Here is an 18693-nt window from a genome sequence, read left to right as displayed (position 1 = left end):
CCAGGGTCATTGAATTCGAATGACAACTGTGTCCGCGGCGCCCGTGGCATCGATCACGGTGAGGCGTGCAAAGCCCGGACCGGGCGGATCGATCAGGCGCTGGCGGCGGCCGTCGATCTCGCCGCGCGAGGTTCCGTTAACCATGACGGTCATGGGCAGGACACCGCCGGCGACCTTGACAGGCATGGCGGCGGCTTCCGCACCACCGGAGCGATCGACGTCGATCCGCGAGCCGTTCAGCGGAAACTGGATGTGCAGCGCCTGCTCGCCGCCGGTGCGAACGAGTTCCCCAATCGGGCGGAACCGCCTCAGCGGCAGCGGCAGCTTGGCGTTGCTGGCGACCAAAGTTCCCTTGGGCGGTTTGGGCAGCGGTGTGAGCGTCTTGCCGGTGCGGGCGAAAGCGTCGAACAGGATTGGAGCTGCGGCGACGCGCCCGATCAGGCCGGGAACCGGAGCGCCGTCGGGCCGGCCGACCCAGACGCCGATGGTCATGCGGCCGTCGAAGCCGACCGACCAGGCATCGCGATAGCCGTAGGACGTGCCGGTCTTGAAGGCGATGCGGTTGTGGGCGGCATTCTCGGGCGGCGGCGTGCCGAGCAGCACGTTGCCGACCTGCCAGGCCGCGGCCTGGTCCAACAGCCGCATCGGCTCGCGGTCATCCTTTGCCGCGACGACTTCGCGCAGCGGCCTGGTGGTGCCGAGCCGGGCGAAACCCGCGTAGAGCTGGGCGAGATCCTGGAGCGTCACGCCGACGCCGCCGAGGCCCATTGCGAGACCCGGCGCCTCGTCCTTGGGCAGGACGAGATTGCCGCCGGCCTGGCGCAGCCGCGAGGCCAGCCGGCTCGCGCCGACGCGGTCGAGCAGGACGATCGCCGGGACGTTCAGCGACAATTGCAGCGCCTTCTTCACCGGCACCGTGCCCTGGAACGTCATGTCGAAGTTTTCCGGCGCATAGGAGCCGAAGCGAACCGGACGATCGTCGATCAGGCTGTCGGGATGAACAAAGCCGTCCTCGAAGGCGAGGCCATAGATGAAGGGTTTCAGCGTCGAGCCCGGCGAGCGGACGGCGCGGGTCATGTCGACCTGCCCTGCCCGGCTCTCGTCGAAATAATCCGCCGAGCCGACGCGCGCGAGCACGTCGCCGCTCTCATTGTCGACCACGATGATACCGACCGAGATGTTCGGCCCCAGCGCAATGGCGCGGTCGCGCGCCAGCGGCTCCAACACCCTCTGCAAGGTCGCATCCAGCGTTAGCTTGATGACCGGCGTATCCTTGACGGTCGCGAGCGCGGAGTCGGAGGCATGCGGTGCCAGGATCGGCATCGGCTTGCGCAGTTTGGGCACGGGCGCGGCCTTGGCCTGCGCAGCGTCCTCAGAGCTGACGACATGCTCCGCGACCATGCGATCGAGCACCCGATCGCGCGCCCTGCGCGCCGCCTCGGGATAGCGGTCGAGCCGGCGCGTCTCCGGCGATTGCGGCAGGGCGACCAGCAGCGCAGCTTCAGAGAGCGAGAGCCGCTTCGGCTCCTTGCCGAGATAGGCGATCGAGGCGGCGCGGATGCCTTCGAGATTGCCGCCGTAAGGCGCAAGCGCGAGATAGAGGTCGAGGATCTCGGCCTTGCTCATGCTGCGCTCGATCTCGATCGCGCGCACGATCTGGCGCAGCTTGGCATAGAGCGAGCGCTGTCGCCGCGGCTCCATCAGCCGCGCCAGCTGCATCGAGATGGTCGAGCCGCCGGACACGATGTGGCCGCGCGTTCCCAGTTGCAACGCGGCGCGTCCGAGCGCGAGCGGATCGAGGCCGTTATGCGCGTAGAAGCGCTGGTCCTCATAGGCGAACAGCAGTTTCAGATAGGTCGGATCGACGTTGGCCTTCGCATCGACAGGCAACCGCCAGCGGCCGTCTGACATGGCGTAGGCGCGGAGGAGCTTGCCATTGCGGTCGATGACGGTGGTCGAGACCTGGCGCGCCTCGTCGAGCGGAAGCGGTCCGAGCGAGTAGACCCATGCGACGAAGCCGATGATGGCGAGGATGAAAGTGAGTGCGAGGGCAGAGAGGACACGATGGCCCCTGCCCCTTGCTCCGTCATGGCCGGGCTTGTCCCGGCCATCCACGTTGGCCCCGGCACCAAAGTCCGTGGATGCCCGGGTCAAGCCCGGGCATGACGACGGAGTTTGTAGCCCGTTCGGAGCGTCAGTCATCCCAAGCACTCACTTCGCCGCCCGCACCTCGACCGTTCCCGTGCCCGTCCGGCCGTAGCGCGAGGGGTTGTACATGTCCTCGACATAGGCCTGCGGCAGCACGTATTTGCCGGGCGAGACGGCGCGCACGACATAGGCGACGGTGAACACCGCCTTGGAATCCGCGGCCCGGTCCACGGCCGCGGTGAAGCGGTCGTCGCGAAACTCGGTGTCTTCAGGCTCCTCGCCGTCCTCGATCCAGTCCAGCGTGCCGCTGTCGCCTGACGAGACCAGCTTCGGATTGTCGATCTCCAGACCCGCCGGCAGATAGTCGGACACCATGATGTGGCCGTACTCGGGCTTCGCCTCCGTGATCTTCAACACCACGGCGAAGCGATCGTTCTGCTTGACCTTGCTGATATCAGCGGGCTTGCCGTCGAGCGTGAAGTAGTTCCGCTCGATCTTGAACCCCGCCGAGGCGGCCGGCTCCGGCGTCACCGGCGAGCCCGACACCGAGACCACCGCCTGCACCGGTGCGTCGCCGGTGTTGGTGATCTTCAGCGGCTTGCCGCTCAGCGTGTCCGCCTTGTAGCTGCGGTACAGCGCAGTCTTGACCGGCTGGCCGTCGACCTCGATCGACAGGTTCTCCTTGGCGAGCGCCCTCGCCGCCAGCACCAGCCACGCATTCTCCTGCGTGGAGGTGTAGGGCGTGAGCCCGCGCGCGGTCTCGACCCGCGACACCGCCTGCGTCAGCGTCGCCTTCGACGCATTGCCCTCGCTCGCGAGCGAGACCAGAGCTGCGGCATCGCGAAGCTGCGAGCCGTAGTCGGTGCGGCCGAACTCAAGCACCGGCTTCGGTGCCAATGAGTCCAGAGCCGCGCCATAAACCCGCTCCGCGCGGTTGCGGTCGCCGACCAGCGCGAGCGCCGCAGCGAGCTGCGACTTCGCAATCGGCGTTGCGAGGTTGGAGAGCTTGGTGTCGGCGAGATAGCGGAGATCGCCGATCGGCGCTGCGCCATTGCGGGCGAGCACGTAGAGCCCGTAGGCGAGATCGCGGCCACCGTCCTTCTCCGGCTCGTTGCCGTTGACGACCGAGTTGCGGATGCGGTCGAGCGCGTTCTTGAACGGCACGTCCGGCACCGCAAAGCCCTTCTCGCGGGCGCGGGTCAGGAAGTCCGTCACGTACGCATCGAGCCAGGCATCGTCGCCACCAGCCAACCACAGGCCAAATGAGCCGTTGGAGCCCTGGCGGGCCAAAAGCCGCTCGATCGCATCGCGGATGCGCTGATCGACCTCGGTGTCCATGGCGAGGTGCGCACCGGTCGCGAGCTCGTTGACGTAAAGCAGCGGCATGGCCCGGCTCGTGATCTGCTCCGAGCAGCCATAGGGATAGCGGTCGAGCGCTTTGAGGATCGTCGCCGCATCGAGCGCGGTCGACAGGCTGGCCGAGACCGAGACGCTGCCGGTGCCCGGCACGAGGTCGGAGAACATGTCCGAGGTCAGCGTCAGGCTCTCGCCCTTGGCGAGGGTGCGGATCGAGCGCCGCGCCAGCACCTGCGTCGCCGCCTTGACGTCGAACGCATAATGGCGCGCCAGCGTAAGGCCATTCGGTCCCTTGATGTCGACGTCGAGCGTCGCCTGCCCCGCCGCGGTCGCATCGAGCGCGAGCGAGAACGCGTTGCGCTGCTTGGCGGCGAGCTTGACCGTTGTAGCGGGATTGCCGGTCATCTTCACCGGGCCGCCCGTCTTCACGTTGATCACGTAGTCGCCGGCCTGGCCCTCGACATTGTCGATCTCGAGATTGACCGTGCCATGGTCGCCATTGAGCAGGAACCGCGGCAGCGTCGTGGTCAGCACCACGGGGTCGCGGATCACGACGTCCGTATTGGCGCGTCCGAGCTTGGTCGCGGTCCACGCCACCGCCATGACGCGCGCGGTGCCGGCGAACTCCGGAATGTCGAAGCTCACCTCGGCCGTGCCGTCGGCACCAACAGTCGCGATGCCCGAATAGAGCGCCAGCGGCTTCTGCGCGGGCGGCGAGCCCTGGAGCTCGGCGGCCCCGGCATCGCCGCCGGATTTGATCTGGCCGCGCGTGCCCGACATGCCGTCGATGAGCTGGCCGTAGAGATCGCGGATCTCCGCACTCAGGCGGCGCTGGCCGAGATAGTAATCGTCCGGCGCAGGCGGCTTGTAATTGGTGAGGTTGAGGATGCCGACGTCGACCGCGGCGATCACCACCTTGGCGTCCTCGCCCGGATTGAGTCCGTCGAGCTTGACCGGAATCTTCAGCGCCGCGTTCGGGCGGATCAGCGCCGGCGGCGTCAGCTTCACCTGGAGGGTGCGGGTCTGCTTGTCGATGCCGAACCATTTCAGGCCGATTGCGCGGCCCGGCATGCGCTGGGCGGCGGCATCGAGTGGACGGCGGAGCGTTGCCACCACATAGGCGCCGGTGCCCCAGTCCTTGCCGACCGGGAGCTTCACCTGCGCGGTGCCTTCCCTGACGTCGATGGTCTGCGTCGTGAGCAGGCGGTCGCCGAGCACGTTGACGGTGAGCTTGCCCGCGGAGCGGACATTGACCGATACCGTCATGGTGTCGCCGGAGGCGTATTGCGGCTTGTCGATCGAGGTCTCCAGCAGGTCAGGCGTGTCGGCGCTGCCGTCGGAATACCAGCCGACGTCGAACTGCACCGAGGTCACCGGGCCGTCGGCGTCGTTCGACTTCACATCCAGCCGGTAGCGGCCCGGCTGCGGGCTGAGCGAGATCCTTGCCGGCTTGTCGGCGGCAACAGTGACGTCACCGTCGGCGACGCGCGAGGTCGACTTGACCGGCTCGTACTCCCAGTAATTGTTCTGGCGATACCATTGGTAGCGCGACTCCATCTTCAGGAGCTCGTAGCGCAATCCGTCGCGGCGAAGCTTCTCGCCCTCGGGCGAGACGAAGACGACGTCGAACTCGGCCTTGTCGCCCTCGGCGACGTTCTTGTCGCCGAACAGCGGCTTGATGCCGATCTGCGCCGCAACGGGCGCGACCGGCAACACCAGCTTGCGCTCGACGGCGCGGCCGCCGGTCTCGACCATGCGGACGAAGATCTGCGCCTCCTGCGGCCGCGTCGATGCCGGCTGCTTGTCCAGCGTCACCGGGAAGGTGGCAACGCCATTGGCATCGGCCTCGGGCAAGTTCTCCAGCGGCGTGCGCTCGTTCGAGGTGGTTTCCTCGTCGGCAACGCCGAACTGATAGCCGGCAAAGCCCGGACGCTCGCTTGCGGGCGCGATCAGCATGTCGCCCTCGAGCGCAAGGCCGGAGGCCGGCGCGCCATAGAGGAAATGGCCGTCCGCCTTAAGCTCCACAGGAGCGTTAGCTTTGATCAGCTTGTCTTTGGCAGACAAGTCGAATTCGATCCGATCTGGGACATAATCCTCGACCATGAAGGTGGTCTCGCCGACCGAGTTGCCCTTCGGATCGGTGAAGGCGCGCACCCGCCAGGTCCCGGTCGGGACGGCCGAATTGAGCGGCACGGACAACGTGCGGCCGCCGGCACCCTGGTCGGCCAGCACGGCGCGGCGGAATTCGACGCCGTCGGGGCGCTCGATCACCAGGGTCAGCGGCCCGCCGGTCACGGCATTGCCCTGCCCGTCGCGGAGCAGCGCTGTCAGGAACACGGTCTCGCTGGAGCGGTAGACGCCGCGCTCGGCATAGACGAAGGCGTCGGCGCCCGCGGGCACGGCGCGGCCCGCGACACCGCGATCGGACAGGTCGAAGGCGGAGGTCTTCAGGCTCAGGAAGGCATAGTCCGCCTTCTCGCCCGTGACGGTCAGCAACGCCGGCGACAGGCCGCCCTCGCCGCGCGCAAGGCCAGCCTCGAACAGCACGTGACCGGAATCGTCGGTCTTGCGGGTCGCCAGGATCTCGTTGTTGCGGGCAACCAGCCGCACCTCGGCCTTGCCGACCGGATCGGTCGAGGCCAGCGAGTTCACAAAGACATGGATGCCGTCATTGCCGGAGTAAGCGGACACGCCGAGATCGGAGACGATGAACCATTGCGTGGCGAGCTGGTACTCGTCATTCGAGCCCGGGCCCTTGGCGGCAGCCGTCATCACATAGACGCCCGGCTGCAGCTCGCCGAGTGCCTGATCGACCGGGAATGCCGTGGTGACGTCCTGATTCAAGGTCATCGCGGTCGCGAGCTCGCCGGACCAGACCTTGACGCCGCGCTCGTCGCCAAGATCGCCGAGCTGATATTTGGTCAGCGTCTTCTGGAAATCGCTGTCCACCACCGTGTTGATCAGGTTGCGGTCGCCGATCCGGAACACGTTGATGCTGACCGCGGGTGTGTTGACGCTGACCACGGGAATGCCGCGCTGGCCGGTCCTGGGCAGCACATAAGCGCGGCTGGTGAAGCGCACGAAGGGCTTGCGGTCACGCACATAGATGTTGAACTCGGCCGATTTCGGCAGGCCTTCCTTGACCGTGGACGGCAGGCCGGCGCGCAGATTGATGTTGTAGCGCTCGCCGTGCTTGAGGCCGTCGACGCAGAGCTGCTTGCCCTCGGCCGACAGCGCCGGTTTATCCTGGCCTGCGAGCGCCAGGAACGGCGCGAAATCGGTGCGCTTGGCGAGCTCCTCCGAGAATTGGAAGCAGGCGCGCGGGCTCGCTGAATCCGAGTCCACGGTATAGTCGAGCAGCCGAAAGCCGTGCTCGTCGCGCATCTTCTCATACTGACCGCGTACGTCGGCGACCTCGCGCGCCTCGAGCGACAGCCGCAGCGCATCCAGCGCCGGCCGCCAGAGCTTGCGTTCGGCGAGCGACTTGCCGAGCACGGCGAGCGCATCAGCCTCCTCGCCCGGATTACCGGCGCGCTGGTAGGCGATGTAAGCGGCGGTCGAGGCGCGCTCCAAAAGGAACGTCTGCTCGCTCGAGTTCTTGGGCCAGATCTGGAAGATCACCTTGGCGAGCCGCAGCCAGTTGCCGGCATCGTCAGGCGTGGTCGCCGCGATCTGGCCGAGCACCGACAGTCCGGTGCGGTAGTCATTGCGGCGGAAGGCAGCGTCGGCGTCCGTCTTGAGCGTCGCATTGGTCTTGGCGACCGGCCCCGCCTCGCTCTTGATCTGGGCCTCCAGCTTGATGGCGGAATCGGCGAGATCGTCGCGCTTGAACGCCTTGTCGGCGGCTTGCGCAGCCGAAAGGCCGAGCGCCAGCGTGGCGCAGAGTGTGACGGCGCGAACAAGACCGATCATGATGGACTCCCGGAAAGCGCGGACGAGCGCCGCGGCGGCAAATGAAATGCGCGGAAAGGTGACGGACTCAAGGCGATGGAACCGAAGGTGCAAATCGTCGCATTCGCCATGACAAGGCAAGCCCAGAGGAGACCGGCCGCGATATCGCCGCGCACGCCGTCCTGATGGCGCAGCAATACCTAGCCAGTCGACCGGCGGCCGCGTCCCGGAAGCTCCTCAGCGCTTCCCGGCGATGTGAACCATCGTCCGTTGCGCTGCCGCTCAACCCGGCACCCTGACACCCCGCCGTTCCGCTTTGTCGCGGCTCGGAGGAAATCGGTTCGGTTCAGACTTGGCGAAACACCAGATTTTTCATATTGGCATGCTAGATGAACGGCCGGCCCCCGAACCGGGGGGTGGCTCAAGACGGTCCCGTAGCTCAACTGGATAGAGTAGCGGATTTCTACTCCGCGGGTTGCAGGTTCGAGTCCTGCCGGGATCGCCAGTCAATTCAATAACTTAGACGGTATTGCCACCCTCAAATCGTGTTGCGCCTGTTGCGCAAAATTCCCCAATACTTCCAACGATTCCCTACAACTCCCGGCTACTCGGCGCGACACGGGGCGCGACAATGGGCTGTGAATAGGTCGGGAAGCGATGAACTGCCGTCCAGCGTGCGCGACGGTTATGCAACGATCCGTCGTTGATTCGTTTTGGAGAGGACCATGGCTGAGGAAGCCGCATCGATTCTTAAATTATCGGACGTCGTTATAACTGCGTGCACGCTGCTCGGGCCGATTCTAGCTGTTCAGGCTCAGAAGTGGGTCGAGGGCTACCGGCAACGCGGATGACCGAAGCCGAGCGAAAAGAGGTGGCTCGACGCTTTCTCGATTCCGCCGAGAGTTGGCTGCGCCGGCTTATAGAATCGAAGCTGCCAAATAGGTTCGGACCAAATTATCTCGGGCCAGATGAGGCCGGTGGATGCAAGGTTATCTCAAAAGACATTCGCCGGCAGATCACAACGAGATTTGAATCCGATCGTGGGCGCTTTGCTCGCGTCATCGACGCTGCGGATCTCGGCCATGTCATTACGATCGTACTGCACCCTGAATTACATCAGCGGAACTTTCGAGACGCACTGAAAGCGGCTTATCCAGATGGGCCTGCCGAGGCGCGGACCTTTCTCAACCGGCTGGAGGAAATTCGAAATAAACTTGCTCATGGCGGCACGTGCAGCGACCGTGACCATGAACGTGCCGTTTGCTACTCAAACGACCTCATCGATTCAATCAAGCAACACTTCAGAGAGCAAAACATGGAACGGCAATTCAATGTTCCAACGTTCACTCGCGTCGTCGACAACCGTGGCAATGATTTTCACTTGGCGCATGGTCCGGGCCAAAACATGCACTTTGTCGACGTGCGTCAGCAAGGAAACGGCGACCTATACGTCGGGGACGAGCTTATCGTGGAAGCAGAGGTTGACCCGAATTTTAGTGGCTACAGTGTTGATTGGATGACCTTTAACGGGGACGTCGGTCAAAATTCTCCAGTGCGGCTGTCGATCAATATGAAACACGTAGGGCTTGAACTGATCGTTCGTCTCAACGTTCGATCCTCAGAGCCGTGGCATCGGCTTCACGGAGGAATCGACGATATGGTCGAACTGCGCTATCGGGTCCTTCCTCCGAGTTAAATCCGCAGCGGCGTCCGTATGATAATGTTCTGCGGCCCGCTCAGCTCAGTCAGCGCCCACACGAGCGCGTCGACACGATCAGGCGAATACCCGACCTTCGCGCGGTCAAAATCCGATGTAAATGCACACATCTGGTCTTCCAGCACGTCGAACCCGCCGACATGGTGGACCTTCCGCTGCTCATATAGCGCTGCGATCGGCTCGGCGCGCACCACCTTGCCACGGCTTGCGTGCACCGCTTTGAAGCTCACGCGGTGGTCCAGCGCGCGAATGGTTGCCTCGACCATCGCGCCGCCGTTGTTGATTTCGGCTAGGATCCGGTCGGCCTTGTGCCGTCGGTAGGCGGCAATCGCCACCGCCGCCCATTCGTGCGGAGCATAACGACCGGAGCAATCTTCGAGCACGTAGATTTTGTCGTCTCTCGTCACGCCAGCAACAATGATTCCCGTTTCATCCGATCCCTCGTTGTTGGAGACGGCCGGGTCAATGGCCACAACAATGCGGCGCAGGTCCGGCGCAGCCGAAACACGATCGCGGTCCAGCCAATCCAGTTGCCATAGGGCGCCGGGATTGTCGCTCAACAACTCAGCGTTCAGTTCCTGACGCCCTAGGCGGGTGCCTTCGTAGCGCTGGCGAACGGCAGCAAGGAAAGTCGGCGCCAAATTGGCTGCGTTCTCGAAGGTCGAGCCGCGCGTCACCACAACGTCCCTGCCCTGGCGCACCAACAACTCCTTGAGCAGCTTGATCGGCCGGGGCGTCGTTGTCACCAACCAGCGCGGGCGCTTCCCGAGGCGCAGGCCGAATTGCAACATGTCCCAGGTGCCCTGCACGTCGGTCCACGCTGCCAGCTCGTCGGCCCATGCCGCGTCGTGCTCGGGGCCGCGCAGCCGGTCTGCCTCTTCGCTGGAAAAGGTCGTCGCGACCGCTCCATTCGGCCAGGTCAGCCGGCGCTTGCTCGACTCGTAGATCGGCCTATTCCATGCCGGCGCGGTGTTGAGCAGGCCCGAGACGCCCTCGACCAGCGTGTCCCGAGCGTCGGCCGCGGTGGCGGCGACCAAGGCGATGCGGCCGGCCTGGCGGGTCTCGACCAGTTCGTGCACCCACCCTGCCCCGGCTCGAGTCTTGCCGAAGCCGCGGCCGGCTAGGATCATCCAGCCGTTCCATTCGCCGGGCGGCGGCAGTTGGCTCAGACGGGCCTTGGCGCGCCATCCGCCGTCCTCAAGGGCGTTGGCGAGCGCGGCGGCGATGCTGGTCATCGGGCGGGCTCCGGTAACGATACAGGGCAAGGCGGCGGCAGCGCGACAGCATCGATCACCACAGGCACCCTGCCCCCGTCGGCCGTCTCGGAGTCCAGTTCGTGAAGAGCCGCCACAACGGCCGCGCGCGCGGCTCCGTGCGGTGCCAGGGCTCGCAGGATTGCCGCCTGCACCTTGGCGAACTGCGGACTGTTCACGATCGCCACGTTGTTCTGAATGTTGATAGTGCCTTGCGCGATCGTCGCAATCTCCCCAGTCACCTTGCCGATCTTCTCCAGCACGCCGACGAGCTGGCCGGCCACGATCGCCGCCCCGCGTGCGTCACCGGCTTCGGTGGTCGCCGCAAGCTGCGACATGAGCATTGTGCGCACCGCCCTGAAGTGGTCGAGCACCGACGCGCCCTCGTCGGCCGCCTTCGCGGCAAGGTCGGCAAGCTGCGCCGGCCCGACGAGATAGGACGCCTTCATTTCAGCGCTGACGTGGTTGTGCCAGTGCCGGCCGATAGCGTCCTTGGACAGTCCGAACTTCGTAGCCAGGCTATCGAGTGAGGCGCCGCCCGCACGCAGCAATTCGATTCGCCACCTCTCGTCGTGGCTGCAAACGGTGCATTTAGGGCCGGATTTCATTCGCATTTTTCCAATGTGAATTGCGCCCCCGACCCGCATCACCGGCCAAGGGCACAACATAGGCGCGACAAACTCAAGGGAATGACGTTATTTCAAGTAGTTAGGATGAGAGTAGAAGATATATAATCCGTTAATCGCGTGACCGGGTGACAGAACCGAGCGCGAAAGCACTGAAAAACCGGCGCGGATTGATGCGGCGTTGCAACGGGGAACTATAAGCAAGGCTTGCAGGTTTGCTCTCCACTGACAAACACGGAGGAGACAACACCATGAACAGTATTATTTACCTGGTCGGGCTCGTCGTGATAATCGGCATCATCCTGTCGTTCTTTGGTCTGCGCTGAGAAACTCATTTTCCATGGGCAACGCACACACGCACAGCCATAGGATCTGAGTGTGTGTGCGTACGATCGGAAGGGACGTAAACGTCCCCCTTTCCGAATATCGTCTTCGCACAATGTCCAAAAGTATGAAGCCATGGAAATCGCAACGATTTTTTGAATTTTCGCACACACGCACAGCGCAAAACGCACATGTGCGAAAACTGTGCGTTCTGAGCGAAACTCGGCATCAGAAACGCACAGCCCTGTATGTGCGTTCTTCCACTTCAAAATGAAGTAGACCCGCGCGGCATTGGGATCGGCGGCACCGGCATGGTCGCGCGCTTTGCGTCGATCGCGTTCAACTCGCGATCCCCCGTCTGTGTGGTTCGCCACGCGCCAAGCCGCTCGACCACTAGCTTTTCCTTGAGCAGTCGTTTCAAAACCCGCGCCACCTTCGTTTGATTGGGGGCCATAGCCGCTCCGTATGTCCAGCCAAGCGCCTTGGCCAGGTCAGTGGGGGACGAGCCCTGCCGATCGCTCACAGCCCGCAGCACACGCTCGTTGTCGTGGTCGGCGCCTTTCTCCATCACGTTTGCCCTATCGCCACCGACTGGCCGCGCAATGACCGTCGGGATCGGTCGGCTCTTTGTGTCTTTGAGCTTTGGATGATCGCGCACCGTTTCGAGTTCGAAATGCATCGCGGGAAACTCAGGGCCGCGGAATTTGCCCTGCGCGGTGAGAGCGAGCAGTGAGTCGCGACGCTGAACCGCAATGTTGCCGTCGACTTCAGCCAGGAACGCGCCGCCGCCGCGGGGGATCAGGTCGTCGTCGCCGGCCCGCTTCGTCGGATGGCAGAGCACAATGACGGTCGGCCCGCCAGGCAATTGCGTAAGGGATCGGAGCTGCCTGGCGTATGCGCCGGCCTGCGTGTTGGAATTTTCGTCTTCTGACGAATTGTAGGCCGCTGCGGTGTCCACGATTACTAGGGCTAGGTTCAGCCCTTTCCGGATCACCTCCGCGGTAATGCGCTCGGCCGTCTGATTAAGGTCCATCGCGCCGACGAGGAAGTGCACAGCCGACGTGTCGGGGCTGATCTCCATGTCACGCGTCAGGCCGAGCCAACGCGCTTGGACGTCCGTCGGGTTCTCACCAGCGAAATAGAGCGTGGTCCCTTGCTCCACTGCGACGCCGTTCAGCGGCCGGCCGGCTGCGACGTGCCCCATGACCCGCATGGCGATCGCGGTTTTGCCCGATCCCGTGGTCGCGGTGAGGCTATAGAAATAACGCCGCTGCAAGATGCCATCGACCAGAAAGTCGGGTGGCTCGAAAGCGCCGACGAACTCACCAGATGACCTAAGCAGGTCGGGTTGCGGGACCGCGGGAGCTTTCAAAGGAACAACGGGCATCGGGGGTGTCTTCTCCAGCAGTTCGCGAAAACGCCGTTCAGTCCAGCGCTCGTATTTGGCTCCGTTGATCTCAGGGCGGCCGTCCGCCAGCCATTTGGCGTAGCCGGCGTCGTCCAGATCAAAAAAACGGTCGAGGCGCTTCAGGCGCCTGGCTTCGCGCGCGTCTTCTGCGGTCTTGACCGCTGCACGTTTGGCACCGACCTTCGCGGCCAGGTCGTTTAAGATTGCCTCAGTCCGTTCCCAGGCAACGCCGCACGGCTGGTAGCCGCGATGTTCCTTCTCGCTGGCAAGGACGTCGATGATGAGGGAGTCGGTCCAGTGCTTTTCGCGATCGAAAAGTTGCCACTGTTCAATTAGAGCGGCCTCGTATTGCTCCATTGTCACGGGCTCGTGGACGCCCGGAATCCAGCAAGGCGGCTCATACTCGAACATGAGATCGCGCCAGAGTGCGAACCCCTCAGTTGGCCACAGGCGGTGCATGTCCCAGCCAAGGCAAAGGGGCGGCGACATCTCCGGCTCGGGGCCGCCGTCCCACCATTCAGCGAGATCGCGCATAGCCTCCATCGCGACCGGCGTCGCAAGGCGTTCGACTTCGTCGAGTTCAAGTAAGCTCATCGTGGACTCCAATCGTTGGAGCCCCACGCAACATTTACATTGCGGCCGTCGTCGAAGTGTGGTAGCGGTGAACTCGCGACAGTTTACGACTACCTTTCGACGCCTCTGCAATGCCCGTTGCAGGGGCGTTTACTTTTAGACGGTGCGAACGTTCGCAGCCTGCGGCTTCCCGGTTCGGGAGCTGATCTCAATTTCGAAGCCGGCGTATGAACCCACTTCGAGCGATTTAGTGCCGAGCGGCAGCGCGGAGACGTGGCAAAACACGTCATAGCCATCTGTCGTGATGAAGCCGAACCCGCGGTCGGCGTTCCACTTTTTCACCCGTCCAATTTTCATCTGTGTTCTCCTTTCGGTGAGAGTTACGTCGGTTCTTTCAGTCCAAGCAGCTTCGCAATCTCCAGCAGCACGCGGCCGTGAAATACTGTCAGACGCTCGACATCGCGCCGCTTCCGTTCGCCCCGCTGGTAAAGTGTGTTGACGAATTGAGCCACTTCGTCGGACGGCCGATCAAAGATCGATAGCGAGACGAACACCCCATCCGCGTCAAAGTTAGCCGTCACAAGATCGTCGCCACGCTCAAGGCGCTCTCGGATCCGCGGCAACAGCATGTCGCCAAGGAAAAGTGCGAGCCCATGCCCGGCGGTTTTTGCCGATAGGTGCGTGAGATCGTCCGCATAGCCCTTCGGATTGATTAGATATTCGTGCATCGGAAGGTCGAGGACCCGTTTGACCTCCTTGCCGAAGTCTCCACCGCGCTCATGATCGATCGCAAGCGCAATCAGCCACACCGCCGCGTCGCGTGCCGTCATTTCCGCGGCGCCGCGCCCGTGGCCTTTGATGTTGAGGAGTCCGGCCGCCCTCAGATGTCGGCCGTATAGATCCACTGTCGAAAAGGGCTCATTGAGTAATTCCGACAGCGCCTTCGCGAGATCGCCAGATGTAGCCATGTTACGCGGCCCGTACTTTTACCGGTAGTTTTTACTGTTGAAATAATCTATACACCTGCTATTCTTAACAAGTCAACAACACGGCGGTTTGAGTCCGCTCTGGGGAAAGGGAAGACGGATGGCATCGAAGGCTGACAAGGAATTCACCACGCGCGCGGTCATGGCGATGGCGCAGGAGATGGTCAACGCAAAGAGCGCGTTCGATCGCTCGTTCACGATGTTCAAAGCGCTTGCCAAGGAGCATGGCGTGAAGCTGCCAAAGCCGGAGTGAATTAGGGAGACTTGGGTGTGCGAGGCGGCCGGGCTTTTCTCTCGGCCGCTTTTCGCCGCTCGTAGCGGGCCTCCCATTCGTCCTCGATGCGCTTTTCCTCACGGCGCCGCAGCGCCTCGCGCGCTTGCTCAAGAGCTAGGTTTGACAATTCCAACTCGGTGAGCCCGAGCGCATTCGGTGCGGATGGTGACCGCTTCTTTGTCGTCGGAGGCTTCGGCCCCACACGCGTTGCCCGAACCATTTCCCACACATTGACCAGCGTCGACAGATGCTGCTTCCCAGGTCGATACACGACGAGCTTACCGGCGCGGGCTAGACGCTTGAGCGTGTCCGCTGTCACGCCACTGCCTTCCGGAAACGCAATGCGCGCCAACTCATCCAAAGGTCTAAGGGTCTCGTCGGTCCAATCGGTCACAACCGACAGGTACCACGGCCGCCCCGGGTTTTGTGTTGACAGTTTGCATAAGCCCCTATTTTCACAGACTTTTTGTTGCGCGCTCGCGTAAGTTGCGCTTTGATGGGCCCTTTAGGGGGCGATCCATGTTTATTCGCAATTGCACAATGGCGGCCGTTCTGGCCGTTGCTCTCGCGGGCTGTCAGACGGCCGCAGAAGCGCCGAACACCGCGAGCGGAAAGCCCGAGGTGACCATTCGCGCACCGACGGCCGCAATCAAGGCGAGGCTCTTATCGCTCGCAATGGACAAGCGATTCAACGTAACGAAGGATACCGAGTACCTATTGCAGGTCGAGAAGCCATCGGAGAACTTCGGCGCCGCGCTGTTGCTTGGCTCCAAATACGACGGCATCCCTGCAGAGCGGATCGTGTTCACGTTTGCCCCGATCGGCGAAACTACCCGCGTTGTGGCGGCTGGCATGTTCGTTACCAACCCTGGCTCGGGTTTCGAACGGATAACTCCGGTCAATGGGGGCGAAGGCGCAGTCCGGACACAGCAGACGCTCGATGAATTGAAAGCCAGCATGGAAACGCCGCCAGCCCCGCCGCCGGTAGCAGCACCGGTCGCGGCGGCCCGCAAGCCGGCAAAGCCGACGACTTAGAACACACCAATAAATCGGCTCAGCAATTCTGAAACGGACAACTCACGCCCACGAGGCAATTACCAATATGGTATCCGTCGGGGCAATAGACGCTACATGCTTGGCTGTTGCCATTCTGCCTGCAATCTGCCTTACAAGCCGGCCTGCCGCGACCAGAATTCTCGCAGATTTTTGACCAATCGGCCGGCCTCGGCTTCTTGGATAGATCGGCGGCAGTGGCTGAAAAGGTCAGCGCGATTGTCGCAAAAATGATCGAAACGAAGAGGCGTAGCATCTTTAAGCTCCTCCCGGTTTGTTCATCTGGGAGTTGCATACAACTTACCAAGCGACGCAGACATGCGACTTTCTGGCGCTCCACCCCAACCAGCAAGTGCGGTTGAAACGGACTGCGCCGACGCGCACCCGACACGATCACACAGGCGCGTCCGCCCATGCGATCGCCGGAACACTTTGAATCAGGACGTCTCCGTTTCCAAAGTGTTCACTTGCCCGGCCTCGCCTTGGCATCTCGCCAATGACTCAGCCTGGCAAATGGCTGTTTCCTAGCCGTCTCTGCCGCGACGGTCGATCCAGCCTTGCGTATTGACGATAAGCTGGCCGGTCGCGTTGAAGGCGCGGTAACGAATCTGCGCGCTAGCATTCGTGCGGACTAGAAAGCGCTGCCAGCCCTGCAACGCCGTGGACCCTTGAACGCCCGCGTTGAGATTTGAGTTTCCTGGCGCTTCATCCGATTTATCAAACTCTGAAATATAGACGCGCCCGTCTGCCCCACTTCCAGCAATCCCACCGACCGACAGGATGGCCGTAACCTTCACACTGGTAGGCACATTCACGGTAAGGGCGTGAGCCAGAGTGTCACCGACAGGACTTGCATTTAGGCTCAACGTCGAAACATCCCAAATGAACTCATCGCCTAGCTGTGTAAACTTGATCCACTGCGATGCAGCCGTGCAAAGCGAGCCGATGCGGCGAAACAACGTGTAGTTCGCCGGAAGGGTCGGAGACGTCGCAGACAAAGAAATCAGAACATCAACGACACCCGTGTCAGGTCGCTTGATCAGAAAAACATGGTACCAAGCGCTGCTGGCGATGGTCCCGGTGTCGAGCGCACCATTGCCGCTCCCGACCGCCCATGCACCGGTAGTTTTTGCATAGGCTGATGCTAGCGAAAGGAAATCGACATTGGTGCTGTCGGTCGCCACGCCAGCGGCGACGCCGAAAGACGACGAACTTCCCGCAGTCGAAAGCGTAAGACCCGCGAGATAGGAGCGCAGCACAGCCGGAGTACCAAGATTCTTGAGTGCAGCGGCAGGACTGGCCACATCCGATAGATTATTCGCTGCGACCATGTCGCCGGGGCCAGGTTGGCCCGCGATTGCAAAGGTCCAATTTGCGAACGTGCCACTCCCGTTCGTCTTGTCGACCGAGATTGTTAGAGTCGTGCCGCTATAGGTGGCGACGCCCTCCATCCATTTCGTGGCGTCGCTCGCGGCTGCGGCTCGCACGCGCGCGCCGTTGTAGCCAAGACCGGATTGCGTGGTGAATGCCTTTGACCCCGTGCCAATGATAAGCGACGTCGTCGAGGTACCACCATAACCAGCGGCAGGCGACCCGCTCGATACCCATACGCCTCCGGTTTTCAGCCAATAGGCCCCGGTTGAGGGCTGATAGGCCCATTGTCCATCGTTGCCATAAGACGGATCGGGGGCCATTAGGCCGACATCGACGAACCAAAAGAAGCCGCTGACTTCAAAGGCCGCCACCAGTTCATTGACGGTCTGCATCGCCTGCGCGCCCGCAAAGCGCTGGGGCGACACTTGCCAAATCGTGTAAGCGACTCCCGTCTGAGCACCGCCGCCCCACGGGGGAATGACCAGGTGCGTGGTGTCCGTGACGTCGGAGATCACCGATTGAAAATTACCAACTTGGAAAATGTCGCCGGGCTTGACGTTCGTTCCCGACCAGATCGTGCCGATGCCGGTGACAGTCGTTCCTCCCGCCGAAACGGTGGCGGTGCCCGTGGAGTAAGTTGCGAGTGCGGTCATTGAGATTTCTTCCTTGCTTCAACGATGGCGTTTGCTTCGGCGATCGGCAGCCACCGGCCGTCGAGCTTTCGCCAGGCTTTGCCGGTCAGAGGTTGCCAGGCAAGCCACCCGCGCGCGTCGGGCGGTGGCTCGGTGAGATCGGGGGGCAAGTTATGGAGTTCGATTTTTTGACTGCTTGCGCTCATAGATCCCGCCTTTTCTTCGCGCTCTGAACAATCTTGACCGTATCCGCGTAGCGAGACGCGCGATCGCGAGCCAATTCCGCACGCATCAACGCGACGGTTTTTTCGTCGGCGCTGCCCTCAATGTTGATGTGGGTATCTCCCGCATGGATGGTCACCTGGCCACTGTTGCCATTGGCTGCGCGCGTCATGTTTCCAACGAGGCCGCCATCGGCGTAACCGCGCAGGCTGTCCAGATTGGCAACGCCAACGCGGCGGACCGTTACCGCGTCCATCACGTATTCGCCTTTGTGGACAATGCCGGCAGGCTGATATTTGCCGCCCGCACCGGTATAGCCGCCATCGGCAAACATGGGGAACGACAAGCCGCCCGTACCTGCGCCAAGGTCACCAGGTGCGGACATGGTCGGCGTGCCGCCGAGACCGAACAGAGAAGCGAGACCGCCCGACGAGCCGCCGAACGCCGACGCAAATAGCTTGTCGGCCGCCATTGATGCGAGCTTGTCGCTGAGTTTGCCGAGCGCATCGAGACCGGCTGATTTGAACGCGTCCCACGCGTTAGCGCCGCTTCGAATCTGCTGATTGAACATGGTGAAAAAGCCGCGATTGACGCTCATCCCTTCGGATGCAAGTGAATCAAGCTGCTTCCGAGCGTTGCCGGCGTCGTTCAAGGCTTGCTGGAATTGCGGCAGCAGCGACGCCGCGACTTTCGCTTGATCGCTCAGGTCTTCCATTTGCTTGGAACTATAGTTGAGCGCGGCGCTGAACTCGTCCACCTTTTTCGGATCGATGAGCCCTTGGTCTTGCCATGCCCGAAGCTGATCACCGGCCGCTTTGGCAGCGTCCTTCATTCGGAAAACGCCGATCTGCGCCAT

The 18693-nt window shown here is 62.6% G+C and carries 14 protein-coding genes and 1 tRNA gene; 4 read left to right on the top strand and 11 right to left on the bottom strand.

Annotated elements, in window-relative coordinates; all coding sequences use genetic code 11:
* Positions 1-6: 6 nt before the first annotated feature.
* Together pbpC and WN72_RS24390 are read right to left on the bottom strand one after the other, a co-directional pair.
* Entirely contained in the window at positions 7-2115 is a 2109-nt protein-coding gene (gene pbpC, locus WN72_RS24395; protein WP_092217217.1) for a penicillin-binding protein 1C, read from the bottom strand.
* A gap of 96 nt (positions 2116-2211) precedes the next feature.
* The gene (locus WN72_RS24390; RefSeq protein ID WP_092217302.1) at positions 2212-7416 is read right to left on the bottom strand and encodes an alpha-2-macroglobulin family protein; all 5205 of its coding nucleotides are present in this window, start codon (positions 7414-7416) and stop codon (positions 2212-2214) included.
* Between the two features lie 407 nt (positions 7417-7823).
* On the opposite strand from WN72_RS24390, the gene WN72_RS24385 reads away from it, so the two are divergent.
* Positions 7824-7900, top strand: a tRNA-Arg gene (locus WN72_RS24385).
* A gap of 342 nt (positions 7901-8242) precedes the next feature.
* Positions 8243-9091, top strand: a complete 849-nt coding sequence (locus WN72_RS24380; protein WP_143130645.1) for a hypothetical protein — start codon at positions 8243-8245, stop codon at positions 9089-9091.
* On the opposite strand, the gene WN72_RS24375 is transcribed toward WN72_RS24380, so the two are convergent.
* The 5 genes from WN72_RS24375 to WN72_RS24355 form a co-directional block, all read right to left on the bottom strand.
* Positions 9088-10347, bottom strand: a complete 1260-nt coding sequence (locus WN72_RS24375; protein ID WP_092217215.1) for a DNA-packaging protein — start codon at positions 10345-10347, stop codon at positions 9088-9090. The two genes, WN72_RS24380 and WN72_RS24375, sit on opposite strands and share 4 nt — an antisense overlap.
* Positions 10344-10973 carry a hypothetical protein gene (locus tag WN72_RS24370; protein ID WP_143130644.1) on the bottom strand — a complete coding sequence of 210 codons (630 nt, stop codon included), beginning with the start codon at positions 10971-10973 and terminating at the stop codon, positions 10344-10346. Before WN72_RS24370 ends, WN72_RS24375 begins: the two co-directional genes overlap by 4 nt.
* Before the next feature lie 607 nt (positions 10974-11580).
* Positions 11581-13317: an AAA family ATPase gene (locus tag WN72_RS24365; protein ID WP_092217213.1), complete on the bottom strand. Its 1737-nt coding sequence runs from the start codon at positions 13315-13317 to the stop codon at positions 11581-11583.
* A gap of 135 nt (positions 13318-13452) precedes the next feature.
* The gene (locus WN72_RS24360) at positions 13453-13653 is read right to left on the bottom strand and encodes a cold-shock protein (RefSeq protein ID WP_092217212.1); all 201 of its coding nucleotides are present in this window, start codon (positions 13651-13653) and stop codon (positions 13453-13455) included.
* 23 nt (positions 13654-13676) lie between these two features.
* Positions 13677-14264 carry a hypothetical protein gene (locus tag WN72_RS24355; protein WP_143130643.1) on the bottom strand — a complete coding sequence of 196 codons (588 nt, stop codon included), beginning with the start codon at positions 14262-14264 and terminating at the stop codon, positions 13677-13679.
* Between the two features lie 118 nt (positions 14265-14382).
* On the opposite strand from WN72_RS24355, the gene WN72_RS24350 reads away from it, so the two are divergent.
* On the top strand, positions 14383-14535 hold the full coding sequence (locus WN72_RS24350) for a hypothetical protein (RefSeq protein ID WP_167380921.1): 153 nt from the start codon (positions 14383-14385) through the stop codon (positions 14533-14535).
* Position 14536: 1 nt separating this feature from the next.
* On the opposite strand, the gene WN72_RS24345 is transcribed toward WN72_RS24350, so the two are convergent.
* On the bottom strand, positions 14537-14950 hold the full coding sequence (locus WN72_RS24345; protein WP_143130642.1) for a hypothetical protein: 414 nt from the start codon (positions 14948-14950) through the stop codon (positions 14537-14539).
* Positions 14951-15075: 125 nt separating this feature from the next.
* Here WN72_RS24345 and WN72_RS24340 point away from each other — a divergent pair, with 125 nt between their 5' ends.
* Positions 15076-15591 (top strand): hypothetical protein, encoded by a 516-nt coding sequence (locus WN72_RS24340; protein ID WP_244553796.1) that lies wholly within the window; start codon positions 15076-15078, stop codon positions 15589-15591.
* A 542-nt stretch (positions 15592-16133) separates the two neighbouring features.
* On the opposite strand, the gene WN72_RS47010 is transcribed toward WN72_RS24340, so the two are convergent.
* The 3 genes from WN72_RS47010 to WN72_RS24325 are packed head-to-tail and all read right to left on the bottom strand — an operon-like array spanning position 16134 to position 18693.
* Positions 16134-17636, bottom strand: coding sequence for a hypothetical protein (locus WN72_RS47010; protein ID WP_244553795.1), 1503 nt, complete (start codon positions 17634-17636; stop codon positions 16134-16136).
* Positions 17633-17821 carry a hypothetical protein gene (locus WN72_RS24330; RefSeq protein WP_092217209.1) on the bottom strand — a complete coding sequence of 63 codons (189 nt, stop codon included), beginning with the start codon at positions 17819-17821 and terminating at the stop codon, positions 17633-17635. Before WN72_RS24330 ends, WN72_RS47010 begins: the two co-directional genes overlap by 4 nt.
* Positions 17818-18693 (bottom strand): phage tail tape measure protein, encoded by an 876-nt coding sequence (locus WN72_RS24325; protein ID WP_092217208.1) that lies wholly within the window; start codon positions 18691-18693, stop codon positions 17818-17820. Before WN72_RS24325 ends, WN72_RS24330 begins: the two co-directional genes overlap by 4 nt.

Source organism: Bradyrhizobium arachidis (assembly GCF_015291705.1).
Lineage (GTDB): Bacteria > Pseudomonadota > Alphaproteobacteria > Rhizobiales > Xanthobacteraceae > Bradyrhizobium > Bradyrhizobium arachidis.
The sequence above is the reverse complement of the archived record's forward strand: the minus strand, read 5'-3'. Positions and strand labels throughout refer to the sequence as shown.

Bases quoted from the DNA above. Each gene is read 5' to 3' on its own strand.
- WN72_RS24380 (WP_143130645.1), top strand. From the start codon at position 8,243: ATGACCGAAGCCGAGCGAAAAGAGGTGGCTCGACGCTTTCTCGATTCC.
- WN72_RS24350 (WP_167380921.1), top strand. From the start codon at position 14,383: ATGGCATCGAAGGCTGACAAGGAATTCACCACGCGCGCGGTCATGGCG.
- WN72_RS24375 (WP_092217215.1), bottom strand. From the start codon at position 10,347: ATGACCAGCATCGCCGCCGCGCTCGCCAACGCCCTTGAGGACGGCGGA.
- WN72_RS24360 (WP_092217212.1), bottom strand. From the start codon at position 13,653: ATGAAAATTGGACGGGTGAAAAAGTGGAACGCCGACCGCGGGTTCGGC.
- WN72_RS24355 (WP_143130643.1), bottom strand. From the start codon at position 14,264: ATGGCTACATCTGGCGATCTCGCGAAGGCGCTGTCGGAATTACTCAAT.
- WN72_RS24365 (WP_092217213.1), bottom strand. From the start codon at position 13,317: ATGAGCTTACTTGAACTCGACGAAGTCGAACGCCTTGCGACGCCGGTC.
- WN72_RS24330 (WP_092217209.1), bottom strand. From the start codon at position 17,821: ATGAGCGCAAGCAGTCAAAAAATCGAACTCCATAACTTGCCCCCCGAT.
- WN72_RS24390 (WP_092217302.1), bottom strand. From the start codon at position 7,416: ATGATCGGTCTTGTTCGCGCCGTCACACTCTGCGCCACGCTGGCGCTC.
- WN72_RS24340 (WP_244553796.1), top strand. From the start codon at position 15,076: ATGTTTATTCGCAATTGCACAATGGCGGCCGTTCTGGCCGTTGCTCTC.
- WN72_RS24325 (WP_092217208.1), bottom strand. From the start codon at position 18,693: ATGGCGCAGATCGGCGTTTTCCGAATGAAGGACGCTGCCAAAGCGGCC.
- WN72_RS47010 (WP_244553795.1), bottom strand. From the start codon at position 17,636: ATGACCGCACTCGCAACTTACTCCACGGGCACCGCCACCGTTTCGGCG.
- WN72_RS24370 (WP_143130644.1), bottom strand. From the start codon at position 10,973: ATGAAATCCGGCCCTAAATGCACCGTTTGCAGCCACGACGAGAGGTGG.